The 16,558-nt window shown below is 62.5% G+C and carries 11 protein-coding genes; 3 read left to right on the forward strand and 8 right to left on the reverse strand.

The window, feature by feature from the left end; all coding sequences use genetic code 11:
* Nucleotides 1-221: 221 nt before the first annotated feature.
* The 6 genes from Pla108_RS02045 to Pla108_RS02070 all read right to left on the reverse strand — a co-directional run bounded on the left by Pla108_RS02045 (nt 222) and on the right by Pla108_RS02070 (nt 8,576).
* Nucleotides 222-1,232 carry an IS630 family transposase gene (locus Pla108_RS02045; RefSeq protein ID WP_146442257.1) on the reverse strand — a complete coding sequence of 337 codons (1,011 nt, stop codon included), beginning with the start codon at nt 1,230-1,232 and terminating at the stop codon, nt 222-224.
* Nucleotides 1,233-1,290: 58 nt separating this feature from the next.
* On the reverse strand, nt 1,291-1,446 hold the full coding sequence (locus Pla108_RS02050) for a hypothetical protein (protein WP_197526160.1): 156 nt from the start codon (nt 1,444-1,446) through the stop codon (nt 1,291-1,293).
* A gap of 10 nt (nt 1,447-1,456) precedes the next feature.
* Entirely contained in the window at nt 1,457-2,674 is a 1,218-nt protein-coding gene (locus Pla108_RS02055; RefSeq protein WP_315851604.1) for a transposase, read from the reverse strand.
* 937 nt (nt 2,675-3,611) lie between these two features.
* Nucleotides 3,612-4,346, reverse strand: coding sequence for a PEP-CTERM sorting domain-containing protein (locus Pla108_RS02060; protein WP_146442263.1), 735 nt, complete (start codon nt 4,344-4,346; stop codon nt 3,612-3,614).
* 378 nt (nt 4,347-4,724) lie between these two features.
* Nucleotides 4,725-7,373 carry a PEP-CTERM sorting domain-containing protein gene (locus tag Pla108_RS02065; protein WP_146442266.1) on the reverse strand — a complete coding sequence of 883 codons (2,649 nt, stop codon included), beginning with the start codon at nt 7,371-7,373 and terminating at the stop codon, nt 4,725-4,727.
* A 129-nt stretch (nt 7,374-7,502) separates the two neighbouring features.
* Nucleotides 7,503-8,576 (reverse strand): DUF1559 family PulG-like putative transporter, encoded by a 1,074-nt coding sequence (locus tag Pla108_RS02070; protein WP_197526161.1) that lies wholly within the window; start codon nt 8,574-8,576, stop codon nt 7,503-7,505.
* 1,101 nt (nt 8,577-9,677) lie between these two features.
* Here Pla108_RS02070 and Pla108_RS02075 point away from each other — a divergent pair.
* The 3 genes from Pla108_RS02075 to Pla108_RS02085 all read left to right on the forward strand — a co-directional run bounded on the left by Pla108_RS02075 (nt 9,678) and on the right by Pla108_RS02085 (nt 15,139).
* Entirely contained in the window at nt 9,678-10,241 is a 564-nt protein-coding gene (locus Pla108_RS02075; RefSeq protein WP_146442272.1) for a sigma-70 family RNA polymerase sigma factor, read from the forward strand.
* An 81-nt stretch (nt 10,242-10,322) separates the two neighbouring features.
* Nucleotides 10,323-11,777, forward strand: coding sequence for a hypothetical protein (locus Pla108_RS02080; protein WP_146442275.1), 1,455 nt, complete (start codon nt 10,323-10,325; stop codon nt 11,775-11,777).
* A gap of 356 nt (nt 11,778-12,133) precedes the next feature.
* Nucleotides 12,134-15,139, forward strand: coding sequence for a PQQ-dependent sugar dehydrogenase (locus Pla108_RS02085; RefSeq protein ID WP_197526162.1), 3,006 nt, complete (start codon nt 12,134-12,136; stop codon nt 15,137-15,139).
* A 76-nt stretch (nt 15,140-15,215) separates the two neighbouring features.
* Here the strand turns inward: Pla108_RS02085 and Pla108_RS02090 are convergent, their stop codons facing one another.
* Together Pla108_RS02090 and Pla108_RS20755 are read right to left on the reverse strand one after the other, a co-directional pair.
* A complete protein-coding gene (locus Pla108_RS02090; RefSeq protein WP_197526163.1) occupies nt 15,216-16,058 on the reverse strand; it encodes an SDR family NAD(P)-dependent oxidoreductase in 843 nt (280 codons plus the stop codon).
* Nucleotides 16,051-16,554 (reverse strand): zf-HC2 domain-containing protein, encoded by a 504-nt coding sequence (locus tag Pla108_RS20755; protein WP_197526164.1) that lies wholly within the window; start codon nt 16,552-16,554, stop codon nt 16,051-16,053. The genes Pla108_RS02090 and Pla108_RS20755 overlap by 8 nt, the downstream gene beginning before the upstream one ends.
* Nucleotides 16,555-16,558 lie beyond the last annotated feature (4 nt).

Raw genomic sequence — 16,558 nt, forward strand, 5'->3', positions numbered from 1 at the left:
CTTTGCCGGGCTAGCTTGGCCCCTTTTTAGCGTATGAATGGTCCCTTACAAGGCAAAAGCACCAGCAGACTTCGCACGACGACATCGGCTGTTTACCCGCTGATCAGATTCCGCGATGTCGCTGGAGCCTCAGGATGCATAAGACGCGCAAACCAATTCGCATCAACGCAGAAATCTGCGAAATCGCCTACTATTGACCGTCACGCCGCTAACGAGCCCCTCTATAGCCTGAGTTGAGCGGTTTTGAAGAAGGAGAGTTTGAGGCGGTGGTCGGTGGCTTGATCGTCGAGCGAGGCGTGGACGGCGGTGTTGAGTTCATCGATGTCGTCGGGGACGAAGTTGGCCAGGTCGGCGTACTTGGCGTGGCTCCACATCGCCTCGACCGGATTGAGCTCCGGGCGGTAAGCGGGCAGATACTCGGACTCGATCCTCTTCCAGCCCCTCTGGGTGATCCGTCGCTCGGCCGATCGATGCACGCTCCAACGGTCCCAGACCACGATCAGCGGCCGGCGGACTTTCCTTCGCAACCGACGCAAGAAGTCGATCACGTTGTCTGTCTTGACATTCTTGCGTTGCACGTCGAAGCAGCAACCGGATTGGGTCCTCGCCGGCGAGAGGACGACCGCCCCGATCGCGCTCAGACGGTCGCGTCGGTCCCAAGAACGCGGCACCGGCGTGCAGCCGCGGGGGCCCAGGTCCGCCGGTTCAGCGGCTGCAGCAGGAAGCCCGTTTCGTCTCGGAAGACGATGCTGGCACCCCGCGGCGGTTTTTTTTTGATCCGCCCCACTCGTCCCGACGCCATGCTCGACCGCCTCGGGGTCTTGCTCACGAGCGACCGTGCGGGGCTTCTGCGGCGTGAAGCCCAGCTGGCGGAGCACCCGCGCGATCTGTCCCGAGTCGTACTCGACGCCGAACCGGTCGCGGATCAACTCGACCACCCGGGCGCAGGTCCACAGGTCGGTCGGGAAGCCCGCTGCACGCGACCCGGCGATGAGCGAGTCGACCAGCTCGTCACGCTGGGCGTCGGAGAGCTTGCGTTTACCGCCGGGGTGCGGCTTTGCGGCGAATCCGTCGGGGCCCTCTTCACGCCAGGCGCGCCGCCAGCGTTTCGCGCTGCTGCGATCGACACCGAAACGTTCGGCCACCGTGCGGACGGACTCCCCTGCTTGGAAGCACGCCGCAGCGCGACGGCGTCGAGCTTCCAGCTCCGCCGCACTGCCGTGAGGTCTCATGCACCTTGCTACGGTGCTAGCGATACGAAGAAGCTCTGACAAAAACTTGGTTTACGAATCAGGCTAGGGCGTGTTTTTCGCTTGCGACGCGGTAGCAGCGCACGGCGACGGCGAGTGTGTTCCAGGCGTCTTGGATAACGGCCGATCGGTCGTAGCGGACCCGCATCCGCCGCAGGCCCTGCAGCCAGCCGATGGGGTCCGTTCGACCACCCATCTCACCTTGCCTAGCAGCCCGTTGATTTCCTGGTTTCGATCAGTCGGATGAGCAGGGGGAGGGCGAGGGCGAGTTGATCGAGGATTGCGGCGAGGGCCTTGGGCTTACCGGCGCCGAGGAGCCTCCGCATCAGGATCGCCAGGTTGTGGGCCGCGGCGACGATCAGCGTCCGCTTCCGCACCTTCTCGATCCCCCGCAGCCGCGTCCGCCTCGCCCCGCCCGTGTCGCACACGTGGGCGAACGAGCGTTCGACCCGTTCGGATCGCAATCGTTGCAGCTTCGAGTTCTTCTCGGTCTTCGTCCGACGCCGGTTAGCGTAGATCGCTTCCTTCAACTCGATCGGCTTGTTGTTCCAACGCAGGCGGTGACGCCGGTTCGGCTCGGGCACGTACGTCCGCAGGCCCAGGCTCTGGGCCAGCTCGAGCTGCCCCGCCGCGTGGTAGCCCTTATCGGCCACCACCTCCCGGAAGACCTCCTCGTGTCCCGCCTCGGCCAGGTGCGTCCTCGCCGCCATCGCCGTGTCGGCCAGCGTCTGGGAGTCGCTGTGGTCGGCGTGATAGACCTCCGCCGCGACGATCGGCTCCGTCTCCAGGTCGAGCGCGTGCTCGGCCTTGTACGCCAGACGCGTGCGGCCGTTCTTCAGCTTCGCGGTCCGGGCGTCTGGGTCGGTCGGGGACTCCCACTCGGTGTTGGAGACCTTCTTGTTCTTCCGCCGCTTGTCGAACCGACGCAGGTCCTCGTCCGAGGGCTCGTCCCCTTCTTCGATCTGGCCCGCCTCTTGCATCAGCCGCTTGACGTACGCCTTCCAGTCCTCGCCCGAGCCCTTGCGGACGATGCTCCGCATGGCCGCGTCCGCTTCGAGCGTCGTGGAGTCCACGCCCAGCGTCTTGCCCTTCAGCAGGCCCCGCTCGGCCGCCGCGGCGAGCACCAGGCGGAACGCCAGCTCGTGCACCTCGATCGGCAGCCGGTCGCGGGTCTTGGAGAGGGTCGAGTGGTCGGGGGTCCGCTCGGTGAGCTTCACCCCCAGGAACTCCCGCAGGCTCAAGCTATCCGCACAACGCCAAGCGATCCCACGCTGCGAGTCGATCGCCTCGAAGTACCCGATGAAGAGCATCCGGAAGTAGACGCCCGGGGCGATCGAGTCGCGGCCGCCACACGCGTCGTAGTACGGCCGGCACGCCGCCTCGACCGCGTCGTCGAACCCACACTCGGCCAGCAGCTTGTTCAGCCGCCGTTAGAATGCGTGCCCCGGGCTCTCGGCCAGCTCGCCTGAAGCCACGAACAGCTCCCCCTGCGACTCCCGCCGCCGCTTCCCCATCCCCCTCGCAAGGCCTCCAAGGCGTCCCCTACCAACCGCCAAGAGCCTAGCGCCCAATCGGCGCCGTCGCCAGCGGGAAAATCAACGGGCTGCTAGGCGGTAGGACCCCCCCGCCATCCAACGCGGTGAACCCGCAGGTGGTCGCTTATAGTTGTGAGCGTGATGGAGAAGCGGTCTTGGGGCGGCGTGGCGGGTGGGACCTTCCTGGCGATTGATTCAGGTTGACGACAGCCGGCCATCAGCCCCTGTTGGTGAGAACGAGCAGTGCTTGAACTCATCCACAAAATCGGACACAAATGTGACACAGCGTGGCCAATGCAACTCCCATACGAGCTGCCCGCTATCCCGACACGGATCACCGCAAATCACTGCAGTTGAAAGCCTCATCCACCCAAGTGTCCACTCTCCGCCCTGCGAACCAAATACGACGGGTATAGGTTCGAGTCCTAGAGGGAGCACTGAAGCACTCATCAAACCCCGTGAAACACCGAGTTTCGCTGGGTTTTCTCGCTGAAGTGACGCACCTTCGGTGCTTGTTTAGGCTCCTTCCGGCCTATCGGGGGCCCCATCTCAAGGGTAACCGCCGCCGAAGCGTCGCCAAGCGCTTGGGCGGGCCGCGTCGGCCGTACTCGTTGGTCACGGTGGCATTGTTACCAATCCACCCTGTCGCTTACGTTGCGAGTTCTTGGGCTTCGACGAGCCAAGGAGCAACCGTTTGGCATGCCCTCCCGCCTCATAAGCTCGCGTAAGGCGATCGTGCTGGACACAACGCAGTTCCGCAAATAGCGAAGCGGGGTATCGCCATCGATACCCCGCTTCGTCGTTAAGATCGACTGCGCCTACGTTGTTAGACGGGCTTGCGGAAGCGGGGGCGGGAAACAAATCCCAGTCCAGCAACTCCCAGAAGCGCAAACGTCGAGGGCTCGGGGATGCGGATCTGGTTGAAGCTCAGGTTGTCCATCGCATGGCGACCGTTGAGTGGGTCGTTGACGCCCGCGAAGATAAGGGTGTAGCTCTCACCGGCATTGCCCGTAAAGTTCGGCGCTACGGTGATCACGTCGTCGTCCGGGTTCGTGAGCACGACCTGCTCACTCCATACCACTTGGTCCAACGAGTCCGTGATGGAGAGGTCCCATGTGCTGGAATCCATTGTCTCTTCGGTGTTGCCGAAGTCGAACGAGTTGAGAACCAGCGCGTAGCCGGGGTCGGCCGCAAAACCGATCGAGTGGTAGTCGAAGTCCAACTGAGCAATCCGCTCGTCGGGCCCTTCATTGTCCCAGTCGCCACCACCGATGGTCTGGTTCTCTATTTCGGCGAAGAAGTTTGACGTATGAATGTCCCACGCGTTGCCGCTGCCGCTGTTTTCTTGACCATCGACATCCCACGTTACCGTGATGTTGGGCGTGGAGCCGTTGCTCACGACCAGCCCATTGGTGTCGACCGTGGCGTTCGATCCGTAGTTGACCGGGATCGTTGCGTTGCTGCCACCAATCTGGCCAAAGCCAAGGATTGTTGCTTGGCTAACGCCCGCCGTAACCAGCGTGCCGATGCACGCCGCTAACGTCGCTAGTTGTCTGGTCATTGGTTCATTCTCCCTAGTGCGTTTCGTGGAACAGATTCAAGTACTCAACTTGCGTGCAGCCGATGCGGCGCGCAATACATCACCGATGTCGATTCATGCCTTTGTCGGACACCCGTAATCCTCGGCTACTTTTTCTTCCTTGAGGGACCTCAGCGTGTTTTGGAGACCAAGTCGAAGTCGCCTCCTCGATCTGAGCTACATCCTGAATCGGAGTCGGATCAGCTCATTCGTTTCATATGAACGGATGAAAACTGCGCGGCGGGCCGAGCTGCCAAACGTTCTGCCGACGCAGATTACTTCACCCCACCCGTTGGCAGTCGGCCCGCCGAGCAATTGCCTCGCTATTGGAATAGGTCACGATGTGTACGGCTCCCCGCGCTAGACGGCTTGGTCACGTCGGGTGCGCCGCCAGCGAGTCGTCACGCCAGCCGCAACAACCAACATGAGGACCGCACTGGGCTCGGGCACACTGACAGCCGAACTCGGCGAAGTCTTGCCGTAGTTGTTGCTCCACGCCGTGTAGTCTGCCGCGGTGACACTGCCGGGAGACGAGTCGTTAGGAAGCGAGACGTTTGTGTCTAGGTTGTCACGCCACACGGTGTAGTCGGCAGCATTCACCATGCCATCGTCGTTGTAGTCGCCGGCAATGCCGGGGGCGACGCCGATGTACTCGACTCGTGCGTTATAGACTTCGCCGTTCGTGTTGGACCACAGGAAGGCTAAGTCTTCGACGCCCGATAGGTTGTTGTAGGCGTTGCCGAGGCTGATGGCGCCGGACCCAGCGGTGAGGGTGGATTGGCCCGTAAAGAAAGCCTCGGCGAGGCGATTGGGATTGCTTGCCCCCGCCAATTCCCATCCGTTGCCGCTGCCGTTCCCCAGCGGGAACGACCCATCGCCGCCGACGCCATTGAAGCCCGCCGACGTCAGAGCGCCGCCGGGGCTATCGATGGCGTAACCATTCATTAGAATGTTTTCCGCGCCCGCCAGATTGTTGCGGAGAGTTAGTTCGCCACTCGTACGGTTCACGGTCAGCACGACATCACTGGGGCCGTCGAGCAATCGAAATTCATGCCCACCGATGCGGCTTGTGCTCGTGAGGGCGCCCGAAGCGGCGGTTTCGGTGATTCGCATGGCCACATACTGGCCGGTGTGATCTCCGCTCAGGGTGTAAGGTCGGATGGTGCTATCCGCAATTCGATTGTCGCCCGGCAACAGGTTGACGATGGCGTCAGGAGTGCCCGTTGGCGCAACGCCGGCGAAGTCGGTATTGCTGAACCAGAACTCGAACTTGCCGACTTTATCGGCCACCGCGTTGCCGCCGGTGCGCTGAGAGTAGGCGAACCAGTTGGCGGTGACGGGGGCTCCGTAGTCCATGAAGACGAAAGCCGAATCGACAGCTCCCGGCGTCTCGCCGCCGATCGCGTACTGCCCCAAGAAGCCGCCGGGGAAGAGAATGGGGTCGGTGTAGTTGGTCGTGAACAGGTCGAAGACGATTTGGCCCGACTCGTCGAGGATCGTATCGTCGAAGAGCTGATTAGGGCCGGCGTTCTCGTTCTCATTGAGCTGCCCTGCGGGGATCGAGGTGATAGGCGTCGATCCGACGACGCTGAATCCCTGCAGGGTCTGGGCCAGAGCCGACGAGCCTTGTGAGACGCCAGCAACGACGATCGCTAGAACAAGGGCGTTGCGGAGACGCCGTCTGGCAAAAATCGCGACGCCAGTCAACGCAATCAACGCCATCGACGAAGGCTCGGGGACAAGCAAAGCGCTTGCGCCGCCAGCGAGCGCGACGAACACGTTGTAGTCGTGGATGTCGCTGTCAAAGTCGCCGTCGAGGTCGCCATGCAAGTAGGCTTGGGAGGCCGTCATGCCGCTGTAGTTCCCGCCGAAGCCAGCGCGGAACAAGGGCCAGTCTTGAGCGTTCACTACTAGGTCGCCGTTGTAGTCGCCCCACGGCACGGGGCTGCCCACGTACTCCGGAGCGACCGCCAGTAGCGTTCCACCGGCGTCGTAGATCGTGAACGCGGCGTCTTCCCAGTTCGTTGGGGTCGTTCCATCCCGGCGGAATGTCGGCAGTATGTTGACGGCTTGACCCAGGTTGTACTGGGCGCCGGCTCCCAGGGAGACGCCGTCGTTTGGACCCGTGGGCCCGTCTTTCTCGTGCAACGAGGCGGCGGTTTCGCTGACAATCGACCAGTCATCGGTGGGGTCGGCATTCGTTCCGGTGATCGATGTCCAGCCGTCGGGATTCAGGGCGCCACTCGGCGAACGGATCTCGTACTCACTAAACGAGAATGCTTGGTCCGCGCGGATCGAGGCGACGCCAGCATTCACGCCACTTCGGTTGATGACCAAAGAGCCAACCGAATTGGAAAGATCCGGGATCTGACCGAAACTCAGGTTATCGATGGCATGCCGACCGTCCGAGCCGTAGGTTGAGTTGGTTCGCATGAAGGTGAGGAGATAGTCCTCGCCCGCCAGACCGACGAAGTTCGGCGAGATTGTCTGGGCCATGCCATTCGTGAACGTGACCGACTGACTCCACGCGACGTTCGACACCGAGTCGGTCAACGTGAGGTCCCACATGGTCGTGCCGGCCGTCTCGCCGGTGTGTCCGAAGTCGAGAGAGTTTAGGACGAGCTGGGCGCCGGGATCCGCGGCGAACCCGATGGTGTGGAGGCCGAAGTCAAGCTGGCCAACACGTTGCGTCGAACCTTCGTTGTCCCACGCGCCGCCACCGATCGTCGTATTTTCTATCTGCTGGAAGAAGTTGGACGTGTGGATGTCCCAGCCGTTCGAGCCAAGATTTCCGTTGTTTTGCTCGCCGTTGGCGTCCCACGTCAGAACGATATTGGGCGTCGCGCCATTGGTGACGACAAACCCGTTGCCATCCGCGGTCGCCCGCGAAGCCAGGTTTTTCGGAACGGTAGAGTTGCTGCCACCGAGCTGGCCGAATCCAACAACCGTCGCGTGGCAAACGCTCGATGCGGCGAGAGCTCCCGCCAGAAAAAAGGTCCTGCGAATCATCAAAGGTACTCCCAAGGAAGGCTCGTCTATGTCGCTTGAATCGATGTCGCTTGAAGCATGCCGCTGTCGGCGGCGTGCTAGTCACTTGAATCTTGCTGTTTCCGTACCGTGCTTAGCGCGTAAGGCGTCCTACCGCGGAGCGATCTTCGTCGCGCCGTCATCGTTCCGAGCGCCCATTCGCCGGTACGTCTCGGGATCGATATCGAACCCGATGCTCGCCACCGAGCCATCGCACATCGAGAACAGACAAACGCCGGGGTGGCTGCTCCCGAATATCTCGCGGGAAGCTGGCACGCCGACATCGGCTTCGACCTTGGCCAACGTGTCATTGGTCGAGCGGGGCGAGTGAGTCGCCTTGCGGGGCACACCGGCCGCAGAAACTCCGATGTAGTAGGTCGAACGAACCATATCGTCCTGAAAACCGATGAACATCGACCAGTCATCGCCTTTGTAAACTCCGGTCTCGTTGTGCTCAGCGGGCACCCACTTCTCTCCGAGCGCGATGGTGTTCGACAACCCGTCCGTGACGGCGCGCGTCGGGACGGCGTTGCCACAGAATGAAACCCCCGAGAACTCGGTGAGGCTCGGAGGGAATCCCGCCGGATAAGTCGAGTAAACGTAGTTGGTCGGCGAGATCGCGCGGCATCGGCTGTTGCCGGTTGTGTCGTAGTCGGTGTCGTCACCCACATTGATCGCGTAGTCGCTTCGCGCCGCCTGAGTGTAGGTGTATCCGAAGACCCCGCCCGTCCCGTCGCCCGTACGAACCGCTCCGCCATGAGGGTAGGCGTAGGGGCCGCCCGATCGTCGCGATGGGCAGTTTCCCAATGGCAAAGGCGTGGCGTCACGCTGGATCATTGCGGCGCTACGAGCCGCCCCGGTCAGGCCGTCGCCCGTGTCGTGCAACGCTTGCTCCTCGACGAAAGGTAGCGTGGTGAAGAACCAGCCGCCGGGCTGTTCGGCGCCACTGCCACGACCCGGGTCGGAGCTCCACTCGCCGGGCCAACCCGACCCCGGCAACCTCCCGTAGGTGCTTTCATGATTAAGCATCCCCAGCGTCCAGTTCTTGAGCTGCGAGGTGCACTGAGCGCGCCGGGCGGCTTCTCTCGCGGCTTGTACCGCAGGCAGCAGCAGCGCCACGAGGATGCCGATAATGGCGATCACCACTAGCAACTCAACCAATGTGAATCCAGCTCGACGTGTCACCAAAGGTCGCCTTGTGTTTGTCAAACGCGTGCTATCGTTCCGAATTGCTTTTGAAGGAAGGGTGATCGGCATTGGTAATCCACCGCAATTCATTTGCAGCCCTTCCAGGTTTCTATGAAAGATTGGGCCTAATCGCCGCGAAGGGCGTTGGTTGTACGAAGCCTTGGTCCGTTAGCAGCAAATGGCCTTTGCTCTCGTGGCAGGCGCCGCTTGATAGCGAGCAAAATACAACAAGGACTGACTGTGCCAATCACAAACTCACCATCTTCACTAGACTTTAATACGAATTTATATTGACACCGCGTTGATGTAAATGCGCCAGAATCAGCAACCGTTCACAACGGTGCTGATGACGAAGGCGCGATGTCAGTTTCGGCGGATTGAGCCGTTGGAGGAGTAGCCGCGGGAAGAGCACAGCTTGCCTTATAGTAGTCATACCGCGGCGGCGAGAGAGGTTGCGCAGCGGACGCGTTTTTCTCAAGAAGTCGGCCCGCTTGCTTGGGCGTAGTCAACGCTGGCGACCAATTCCTTACTGAGGCTAGGCCCTCCGCAATCCGTCAGAAACAGCGGCGTCGCCCGGGTGCGGGTGATTTCGGAGAGACTGTTGGATATCCCGGGGAAGATTTGTTGCGATGGACGCCACTCTTCTGGGGGGGCGGCGTGTACTTCGCCCCGCGACATCCAGGTGCGGGTCGCGGGGCGCCCCCTCGCATGGCTTACCGGAAATCGCACCGCGATGCTTCCTATCTCGCCCAGGAGGTCTGAGCTGAGGCGGATCGGCTTCTCGGCCCGTCCGGAGCCGTTCCAATGAGGAGAGGCCTTCAGGTTTCTCTCTTTCCCGGGCGGCTAGTGCGCAACCAATCCGAGATTGGCGGTATGTCATGGGTAGGCCTCAGGGAAAGTCGGCATGGCGGGCGGTTGCTCGGCTTATTACTTGTTCCTTGGTTGTACGGGGCTGGTTCCTTAGGCTGTACCGGGCGGCAAGCCGGCGTTAGTCTTCCTTTTCACTTTGGTCATTCTCGTTTCGGCAAGGCGGGCCCGTTCGATCAGCTCCACGCGATCGCGGGCCCAACGACTAAGAGACCCAACGGCTAGGGGGCGGTGTTGAACGAGATAGGCGACGACTCGACCGAGGCCCCATCGACGCCGCACGATTCCGCGAGTCGCGGGGAATTCGTGCAGCTGTTGACCAAAGCACAGCTCGGTCTGCTCCGCTACATCACCACCCTGGTGGGCGATCCGGATGCGGCCTCGAACATCCTACAGAATACGAACTTGCTGCTTTGGAAGAAGGCGGACGAGTTTGAAATGGGCACCAATTTCGACGCCTGGGCGACCAAAATCGCGTACTGGCAGGTCAAGGCTTTCGTCCGCGATCGTGGTCGCGACCGGCATGTCTTTAGTGAACAGCTGATTGTTCAGCTTGCCGAAGACTCGCAAGAGCTTCACGACATGGACATGACGATTCACTTGTTAAGAACTTGCCTGCAGAGCCTACCGGGGAAGAATCGCGAACTAGTTAGTATGCGTTACAACCTTGGGTTATCGATTCAACAACTCTCGTCGCGGCTCGGAAAGTCGCCGTCGGCAATTAAGGGGTCGTTACTTCGCGCGCGCCGAGCCCTCCGCGACTGTATCGAGGCCAAGCGATTAGAGACTCGTTGACGTTGTTCAGGCGTTTCGTTGATTCGACGCATCGCCTGCTGTTGGCTCATTGAATTAAATACCGTTGTTGGGAGGCTTTTGTTGAGAATCGCCGATTTCAAGGAGCTTGAGCGGCTGGTGTCCGATCTCTATGACGAGGGTCTGTCGCCTAGCGAAATGGCCCGTCTCGAGGCGTTGTTAATCAACAATCCGTCGGCTCGGACGCAGTACCGTAGCTTGGTCGACACCCACCTGGCGTTGTCTGTCGCCAGCAGCTCTTTGGAAGCGGAGCCCCAGAAGAAGCAAGCCAACGACGCGATCGCGACGCCGATGGCCCGCGCAGTGGCCCCGTCTACTTCTCCGCCTCGGGCGCCAAGCGCATGGGGATGGCCGTTGGCGACTGCGGCGGCCCTCCTGCTTGCCTCCTCTTTGGTTCTTATCCAGAGCCTTGGGCAAATCTCGGGCGACGCCCTCTCCGTTCACAGCCAATCCCGCTTTGCCGATTTAGCGACTCTCCCGACGGTCACGCACGTGTCGTGGGAAGGTCCGGCATTTCAATCGTTGGCGGATCAGTCCTTGCCTCCGATGACGGTTTCGCCGGGAGCTATTCGGTTGCGGCTTAAGGAGGGAAAGACAGCGGATGGCTATGTGTTCTGCCTGCGTCCGGGGATGTCCGTCGATCTCGTAGCGAGCTTCGACGCGACCGGTGAGAACAGCTTGTCGATCGTCGAGCTCACCGGCGGGCAGCAGTCGGTAACGAAGAAGTTGACGTTCCACAACGCCGGCGAGGGGCCGAGGCCGCTCCACGCCAACCCCTCCGCGAAAAACCGGCGGTATGGTGTTCTAGGGCATTGGACGGAGATCAACTCGGGGGCCCTTCCACGGTTCTTCTTGCTAACGGGAGTTCACAAACTCGCTCAACCCACGCCGGGCGAAGAGTGGCGGTTGAGCGAACTGGAAGTCTTGCTCGAGAACGACGATGCGGCGCACATCGGCTGGGATGACAGCGGTCCGGTTCCCCACGCTGGCGAGTCCTATCAGCAAGACGGCGACTACGACGATCTGGCGGCAAGCTTGTTCTTCTCACCCCTCGAGGGGAATCGATGGACAGACGCGAGCGGGCTGCGTGTCGTTTCGGGTGACGAAGACTCTCGGCTAGAGGTTCCGGCCAACCTCGATGAGGGATTCGCCTTCGATCTCCCGCCCGGCGCCATGGCGATGGTGAAGGGGGTTAGCGAAGCGCGATACCCCAGCGGCATGGTGATCGTTGACGCCGACACGAACGAGGTGCTCTGGTCGCGATCCAAATCTCGGGAATCGAACGCCTGCCTTGGCGCCGCGTGCATCAGCAATCACTCACTCACCTCACGGGCGTTGCGTGTTGTCGGCGTCCACAAACCCCTTGCGTCAGACGCCAGTTGGCGGCAGTCGGCAATGAAGACGCTCTACGAGCAGCCACGCTTCACAATCCTAGGATTCGACGATTCCTTGGGGGATGAGGACTACAACGACGTTCGAATCAACCTGTTAATGGAAGGTGGCCAAACGTCGGATTAGCATCCAGGGAGCGGGTGCGAGTGAGGTGGTTTGTGACGTACCCCAATTCGACCTGATCTGTACGCTGCACTCATCAGGGATCGCTCGAGCCATCTCCTTGAAGTTGACGCAAGCCGTCAAAAGTATTGGCTAGCAGGGCTGGAGAGGTAGGCTGTTCACGCACTTGCCAAACTCGATTCGTGAAGCGGCAATCGGCGGGCTTAGGCAAGCCGTCCCCTCGACGCATGACGCACTCACCCGGCGCCTCAAGCAAGCGACTAGCTCGGTAACTTCTCGTCCTCAATTTCATTGCACCATTGATGCGCACCCTCCCGAAGCGTCGATCCTTTCAGCTGGAGCGACTCGAGGAACGTCATTTGCTCGCAGGCGACTCGTTCTTCGTCAACTTCCAAAACGATGAGGCGACAACGCCCACTCATTACTCGCGCGACACGGGTTTGGTGTTTGGAGACCGCGGAGGTGGTCTTTTCTACGGCTGGACGGCCGACCACACCGACCAGTCACGCGAACGCAGTCTCGAGGCGGACCAACGGCTCGACACCCTGATTCACTTTGAGCAGGGCCAGTCGTGGGAATTCGCGCTGCCGAACGGGACCTACGAAGTTACCGTCGCTGTCGGCGATCCGGCTAATAACGATGGCCTCCATACGATCAATGTGGAAGGAGTCAACCTCTTTAACGCCGTGCCGGATGGGGAGACGGCGATCGTTGGCGTTGTCATCGTAACCGTCAACGACGGGCGTCTGTCCCTCGACCAGGGGGCGGCCGCGAACAAGTCGACTCGGATCGACTACGTCCATATTGTCGGCGTCTCGACGGGCGGCAACATAGCGCCTTCGACGCCGACGATCAATGAGCCCTCGATGGTCGGGCAGGTTGTGAGCCCCGCCGACGTGCACATGGAGGCGGTCGGCTACTCGGACAGCGATGGCGACGCCCACAAATCAACGGACTGGTCGATCTGGACCGTTGACGGCACGCCGGAGCCTGTCTGGCAAACGCTCGGCATCGAAAGCATCGAGCGTTATCACACCCACCTCGGCGACGGAATCTTTATCAACTCGCGGGCGGGCACAACCGAGTTGGCTCCCGACACCGACTACGAATTGCGGGTCCGTTTCCGCGACGACGCAGGTTCGGTCGGTCAGTACGCAACACGGCTCTTCCACACGAGCGCCGCCTCGACGGAGTTCCCGATGCTGATCGAGGACGTCGACGACGCGGTGGCGCCTGTATGGGCCAGCACGTTCGGCGACCCCGTCGAGTTGGCGGTTGGTTCGACCGTCGAGATCGTCGACGGGGCGAATGGTGGGCCGTTCCTGCAGTTCTCCGGTTCGCGAGCGGTAGGTAACACGGTCACCAACTTCGCCGCGATCGGCGTTCATTCTCCCGTCAAGGTGGTTATCACGGCGGGGTCCGCCGGTCTCTTGCTGGCGGAATCGGACCTGACCTTTACGAGTGACGACGGCGAGGAGTTGACGGTTTTCATGCCCGGCGTGAATCTCGTCAGTGGGGGGCAACTCGTGCTGTGGGTCGCGTCGTCCGGCGCGACGTACGTCGGGCTTCCTGGCCAGACTTCGCCGGACTTTACGTCGCTTGCGCGACAGGCGGATCTGAGCGTCCCCTTCATCGCCAACAAGCCCGGCTTTGTCATCGAAGAGGTGGGGGCCGGCTATCGGTTGCCGGTGAACATCGCGTTCGTGCCCGACCCGGGGCCAGATCCCGACGACCCGCTCTACTTCGTCACGGAGCTCTACGGATCGATCCAGGTTGTGACCCGTGACGGCACGAAGCACGAGTTCGCGACCGGGCTGCTTGACTACAACCCCACCGGGCCGATCTCCGGCTCGGGTGAGCAGGGCCTCACCGGAATCGCCGTCGTACGCAACGCCGAGAACCCCGAGGTCTACGAGGTGTTTGTCGCTTTGCTCGCCGACAACGGCAGCCCCAGCGGCGGCGCGGTGCACTACCCCAAAGTGGAGAAGCTCACGAGCGTTGCAGGAGGGCTGTCGATGCAGTCGCGGACGGTGCTGCTGAACATGCAGCCCGAGACACAGGGACAGTCGCACCAGATCTCGAACCTCTCGATCGGACCCGACGGGAAACTCTACGTCCACAACGGCGACGGCTTCACGGCCTCGACCGCCCAGAATCTCGACCAGTTCCGCGGCAAGGTCTTGCGGTTGAACCTTGACGGCAGCGCGCCGTCGGACAACCCGTTCTACGACGCCTCGAACGGCGTCACTGCTCGGGATTATGTCTTCGCCTACGGGTTCCGTAACCCCTTCGGTGGCGCTTGGCGGGCCTCGGATGGCCAGCATTACGAGGTGGAGAACGGGCCCAGCGTGGATCGCTTCGCGCGGGTGTTGGAGGGCGTCAACTACGGCTGGAACGGCTCCGACGCGTCGATGCAGATCAACGCGATCTACAACTGGTCGCCCGCCACGGCTCCGGTCAACCTGACGTTCGTCCAGCCGGAGACCTTCCGCGGAAGCCTCTTCCCGGCCGAGATGCAGGATCACGCCTTCGTCAGCGAGTCGGGCCCGACTTACGCGCAAGGGCCGCAGTCCAACGGCAAGCGGGTCTCCGAATTCGTTCTTGGCGCGAACGCCGAGCTCCTCGACGGTCCCGACTCGTTCATCCAGTACGTCGGCGCCGGCAGGTCCTCCATTGTCGGGCTCGCCGCGGGTCCGGACGGGCTGTACTTCACCACGCTCTATGAAGATAGCGGCTCCGCCGGGCCCACCGCGGCGGGGGCCAAGGTCTATCGCATCCGCTACGTCAACCCTTTGGCGGGCGACTATGACATCGACGGCGATATCGACGAGGATGACGCCACCGTCTGGCGCGAGACTTACGGCTCGAACCTGTTTCTAGGGGCGGACGGCAACGGCGACGGGCGCATCGATGCGGCCGACTACACCGTGTGGCGCGACGCCTACGAAGCTTTCACGACGGAAGCTGCGAACGCGGGCGCCCCTCTCCTGCAAACCGCGACGGAGCCCACGGTCTCCGAATCGTCGCCTCTCGTCGCCCAAGAAGTCGGTATGCCGCGTCGAGTTGCGTTCGAGGCGGTCTTAGTTAACGGGGACACCACGACTGCCCTCGGCGGCAGGACGCGATTCCGGCCTCCTGTCCGGGCGACCAGCGAGATCGACCATGACAAGATGCTGTTAGTAAACCGGACTGAGTCCGCGCCCGCCGAGACGCCAAACGACACCGCCTTCGCGTCGCTGAGAGGGTCGGTGAGCGACACGAGCGACGATGCCGAAGAAGAAACGACCAGCTTGCAATCACCCGACGGGGGCGCCGGCGGCCAAGCTCACCCACTTTCAGGCCACTTTCGCGGGGCTCGCCGCTAGGTTCGACAGCACGTCGATTGGGTCGAACACCGGCGGCGTGACGCAACTGGTGGGCGCCGGGGCAGGACACCAGGTCTTAGCCAACATCGCTGAGTTCTCGGTTCGCTTCTTCCGCGGTGCGCTTCAGTAGCCAATCGGGCAGCCAGCGTTTCAACCAGTAGTAGCGAGTGGCCCTCCGGCCAATCGGAACGACGAGTCGCTTTCGGCGGTACGCCACGATGGCCGCATCCGCGACCGAATCGGCCGTGAGTTCCGACTTGCCAAGTCGGCGGTGGACCGTGTCACGCAGGTGCTCGTCCGCGTAGACGGCTTTGCTGAAGAGGCCGGTTGGGGTGACTCCCGGGAGGACCGCCGTGGCGGTCAGCCCCAGGGTGCGCCACTCACCGCGGAGCGTTTCGGTCAGAGCGACGACGCCCGCCTTCGAGGCGTTGTAGGCGGCGAAGCCCGGCGGCGATACCGTGGCGAAGATTGACGCGACGTTCAGAACGCCGCGGGGCAGGGGAGGGGCTTCCGACGACATCGCTGACCGAGCGAGCAGCGGCGCCATCGCCCGGGCGCCGAGCATCACCCCGGTGAGATTGACCCCGACGAGTCGTTCGATGTCGGTAGGGGAGCAGTCGGCGAGCCGCCCCGCCACGAGGACCCCGGCGGCTTGCACCAGCAGGGCGACATCGGCGCCGTCGTGAGCAAGCGTCGCGGCAAGGCCCTCCCACGCGTCGGCGTCGGAGGTGTCGGCGGCGACGAGCTCGTGGTCGGCGCCGCCGACCGGAAGGAGCGACGCGTTGAGGCCGAGCAGCCCCTGGTGATCTTGGTCGATGAGGACAAGTCGGTACCCTAACGCGGCGAGCCGCAGAGCGATGGCGCGACCGATGCCGCTAGCGGCTCCCGTTACGACGGCGACTGGCGCGCGCTCATCCACAGAAAGCAGAGCGTCGACCGCCGCGAAGACGCCAGCCGAAGGCGAAGAATCCAACGCCGGCGGCAGCGGTGACGGCGCCGGGGTACGTTTGTTCGTAAACCCGGAGGCACCGTGGACACGACTTGAGATGGGCGGCCACCAGCGCTGCGTCTTCTGCGGAAAGCGACGCCAGCGAAGCGGTCGCGTCGCTATCGCTGAGTTGGTTCTCTCCGACGAGACGCTCGTGGTACGCCGGCATCAGCGCGACGCAGCGCCCGCACGAGATAGTCGCCGGCGCGGACGGGGCGAAAGCGGCGACCAACAGCACCGCCGTCGCCGCCACCGCCACCACGCCCCCGACCGCCTTGGCCGTGGTGCGGAGGGCGGTGCGGCGGGCGTTCTCCACCCCGAGGCGGTGACTAAGACCCCGCAGCGTGCCGGGCGCGCAGGGGGCCCAGTCGTCGGCGGGGGTCCAGTCGTCGGCGGGGGATTCGGGTTGCAGGTGGTCGTTCTTCATGGTT

Origin of the sequence: Botrimarina colliarenosi (genome assembly GCF_007859955.1) — a bacterium.
Taxonomy (GTDB): domain Bacteria; phylum Planctomycetota; class Planctomycetia; order Pirellulales; family Lacipirellulaceae; genus Botrimarina; species Botrimarina colliarenosi.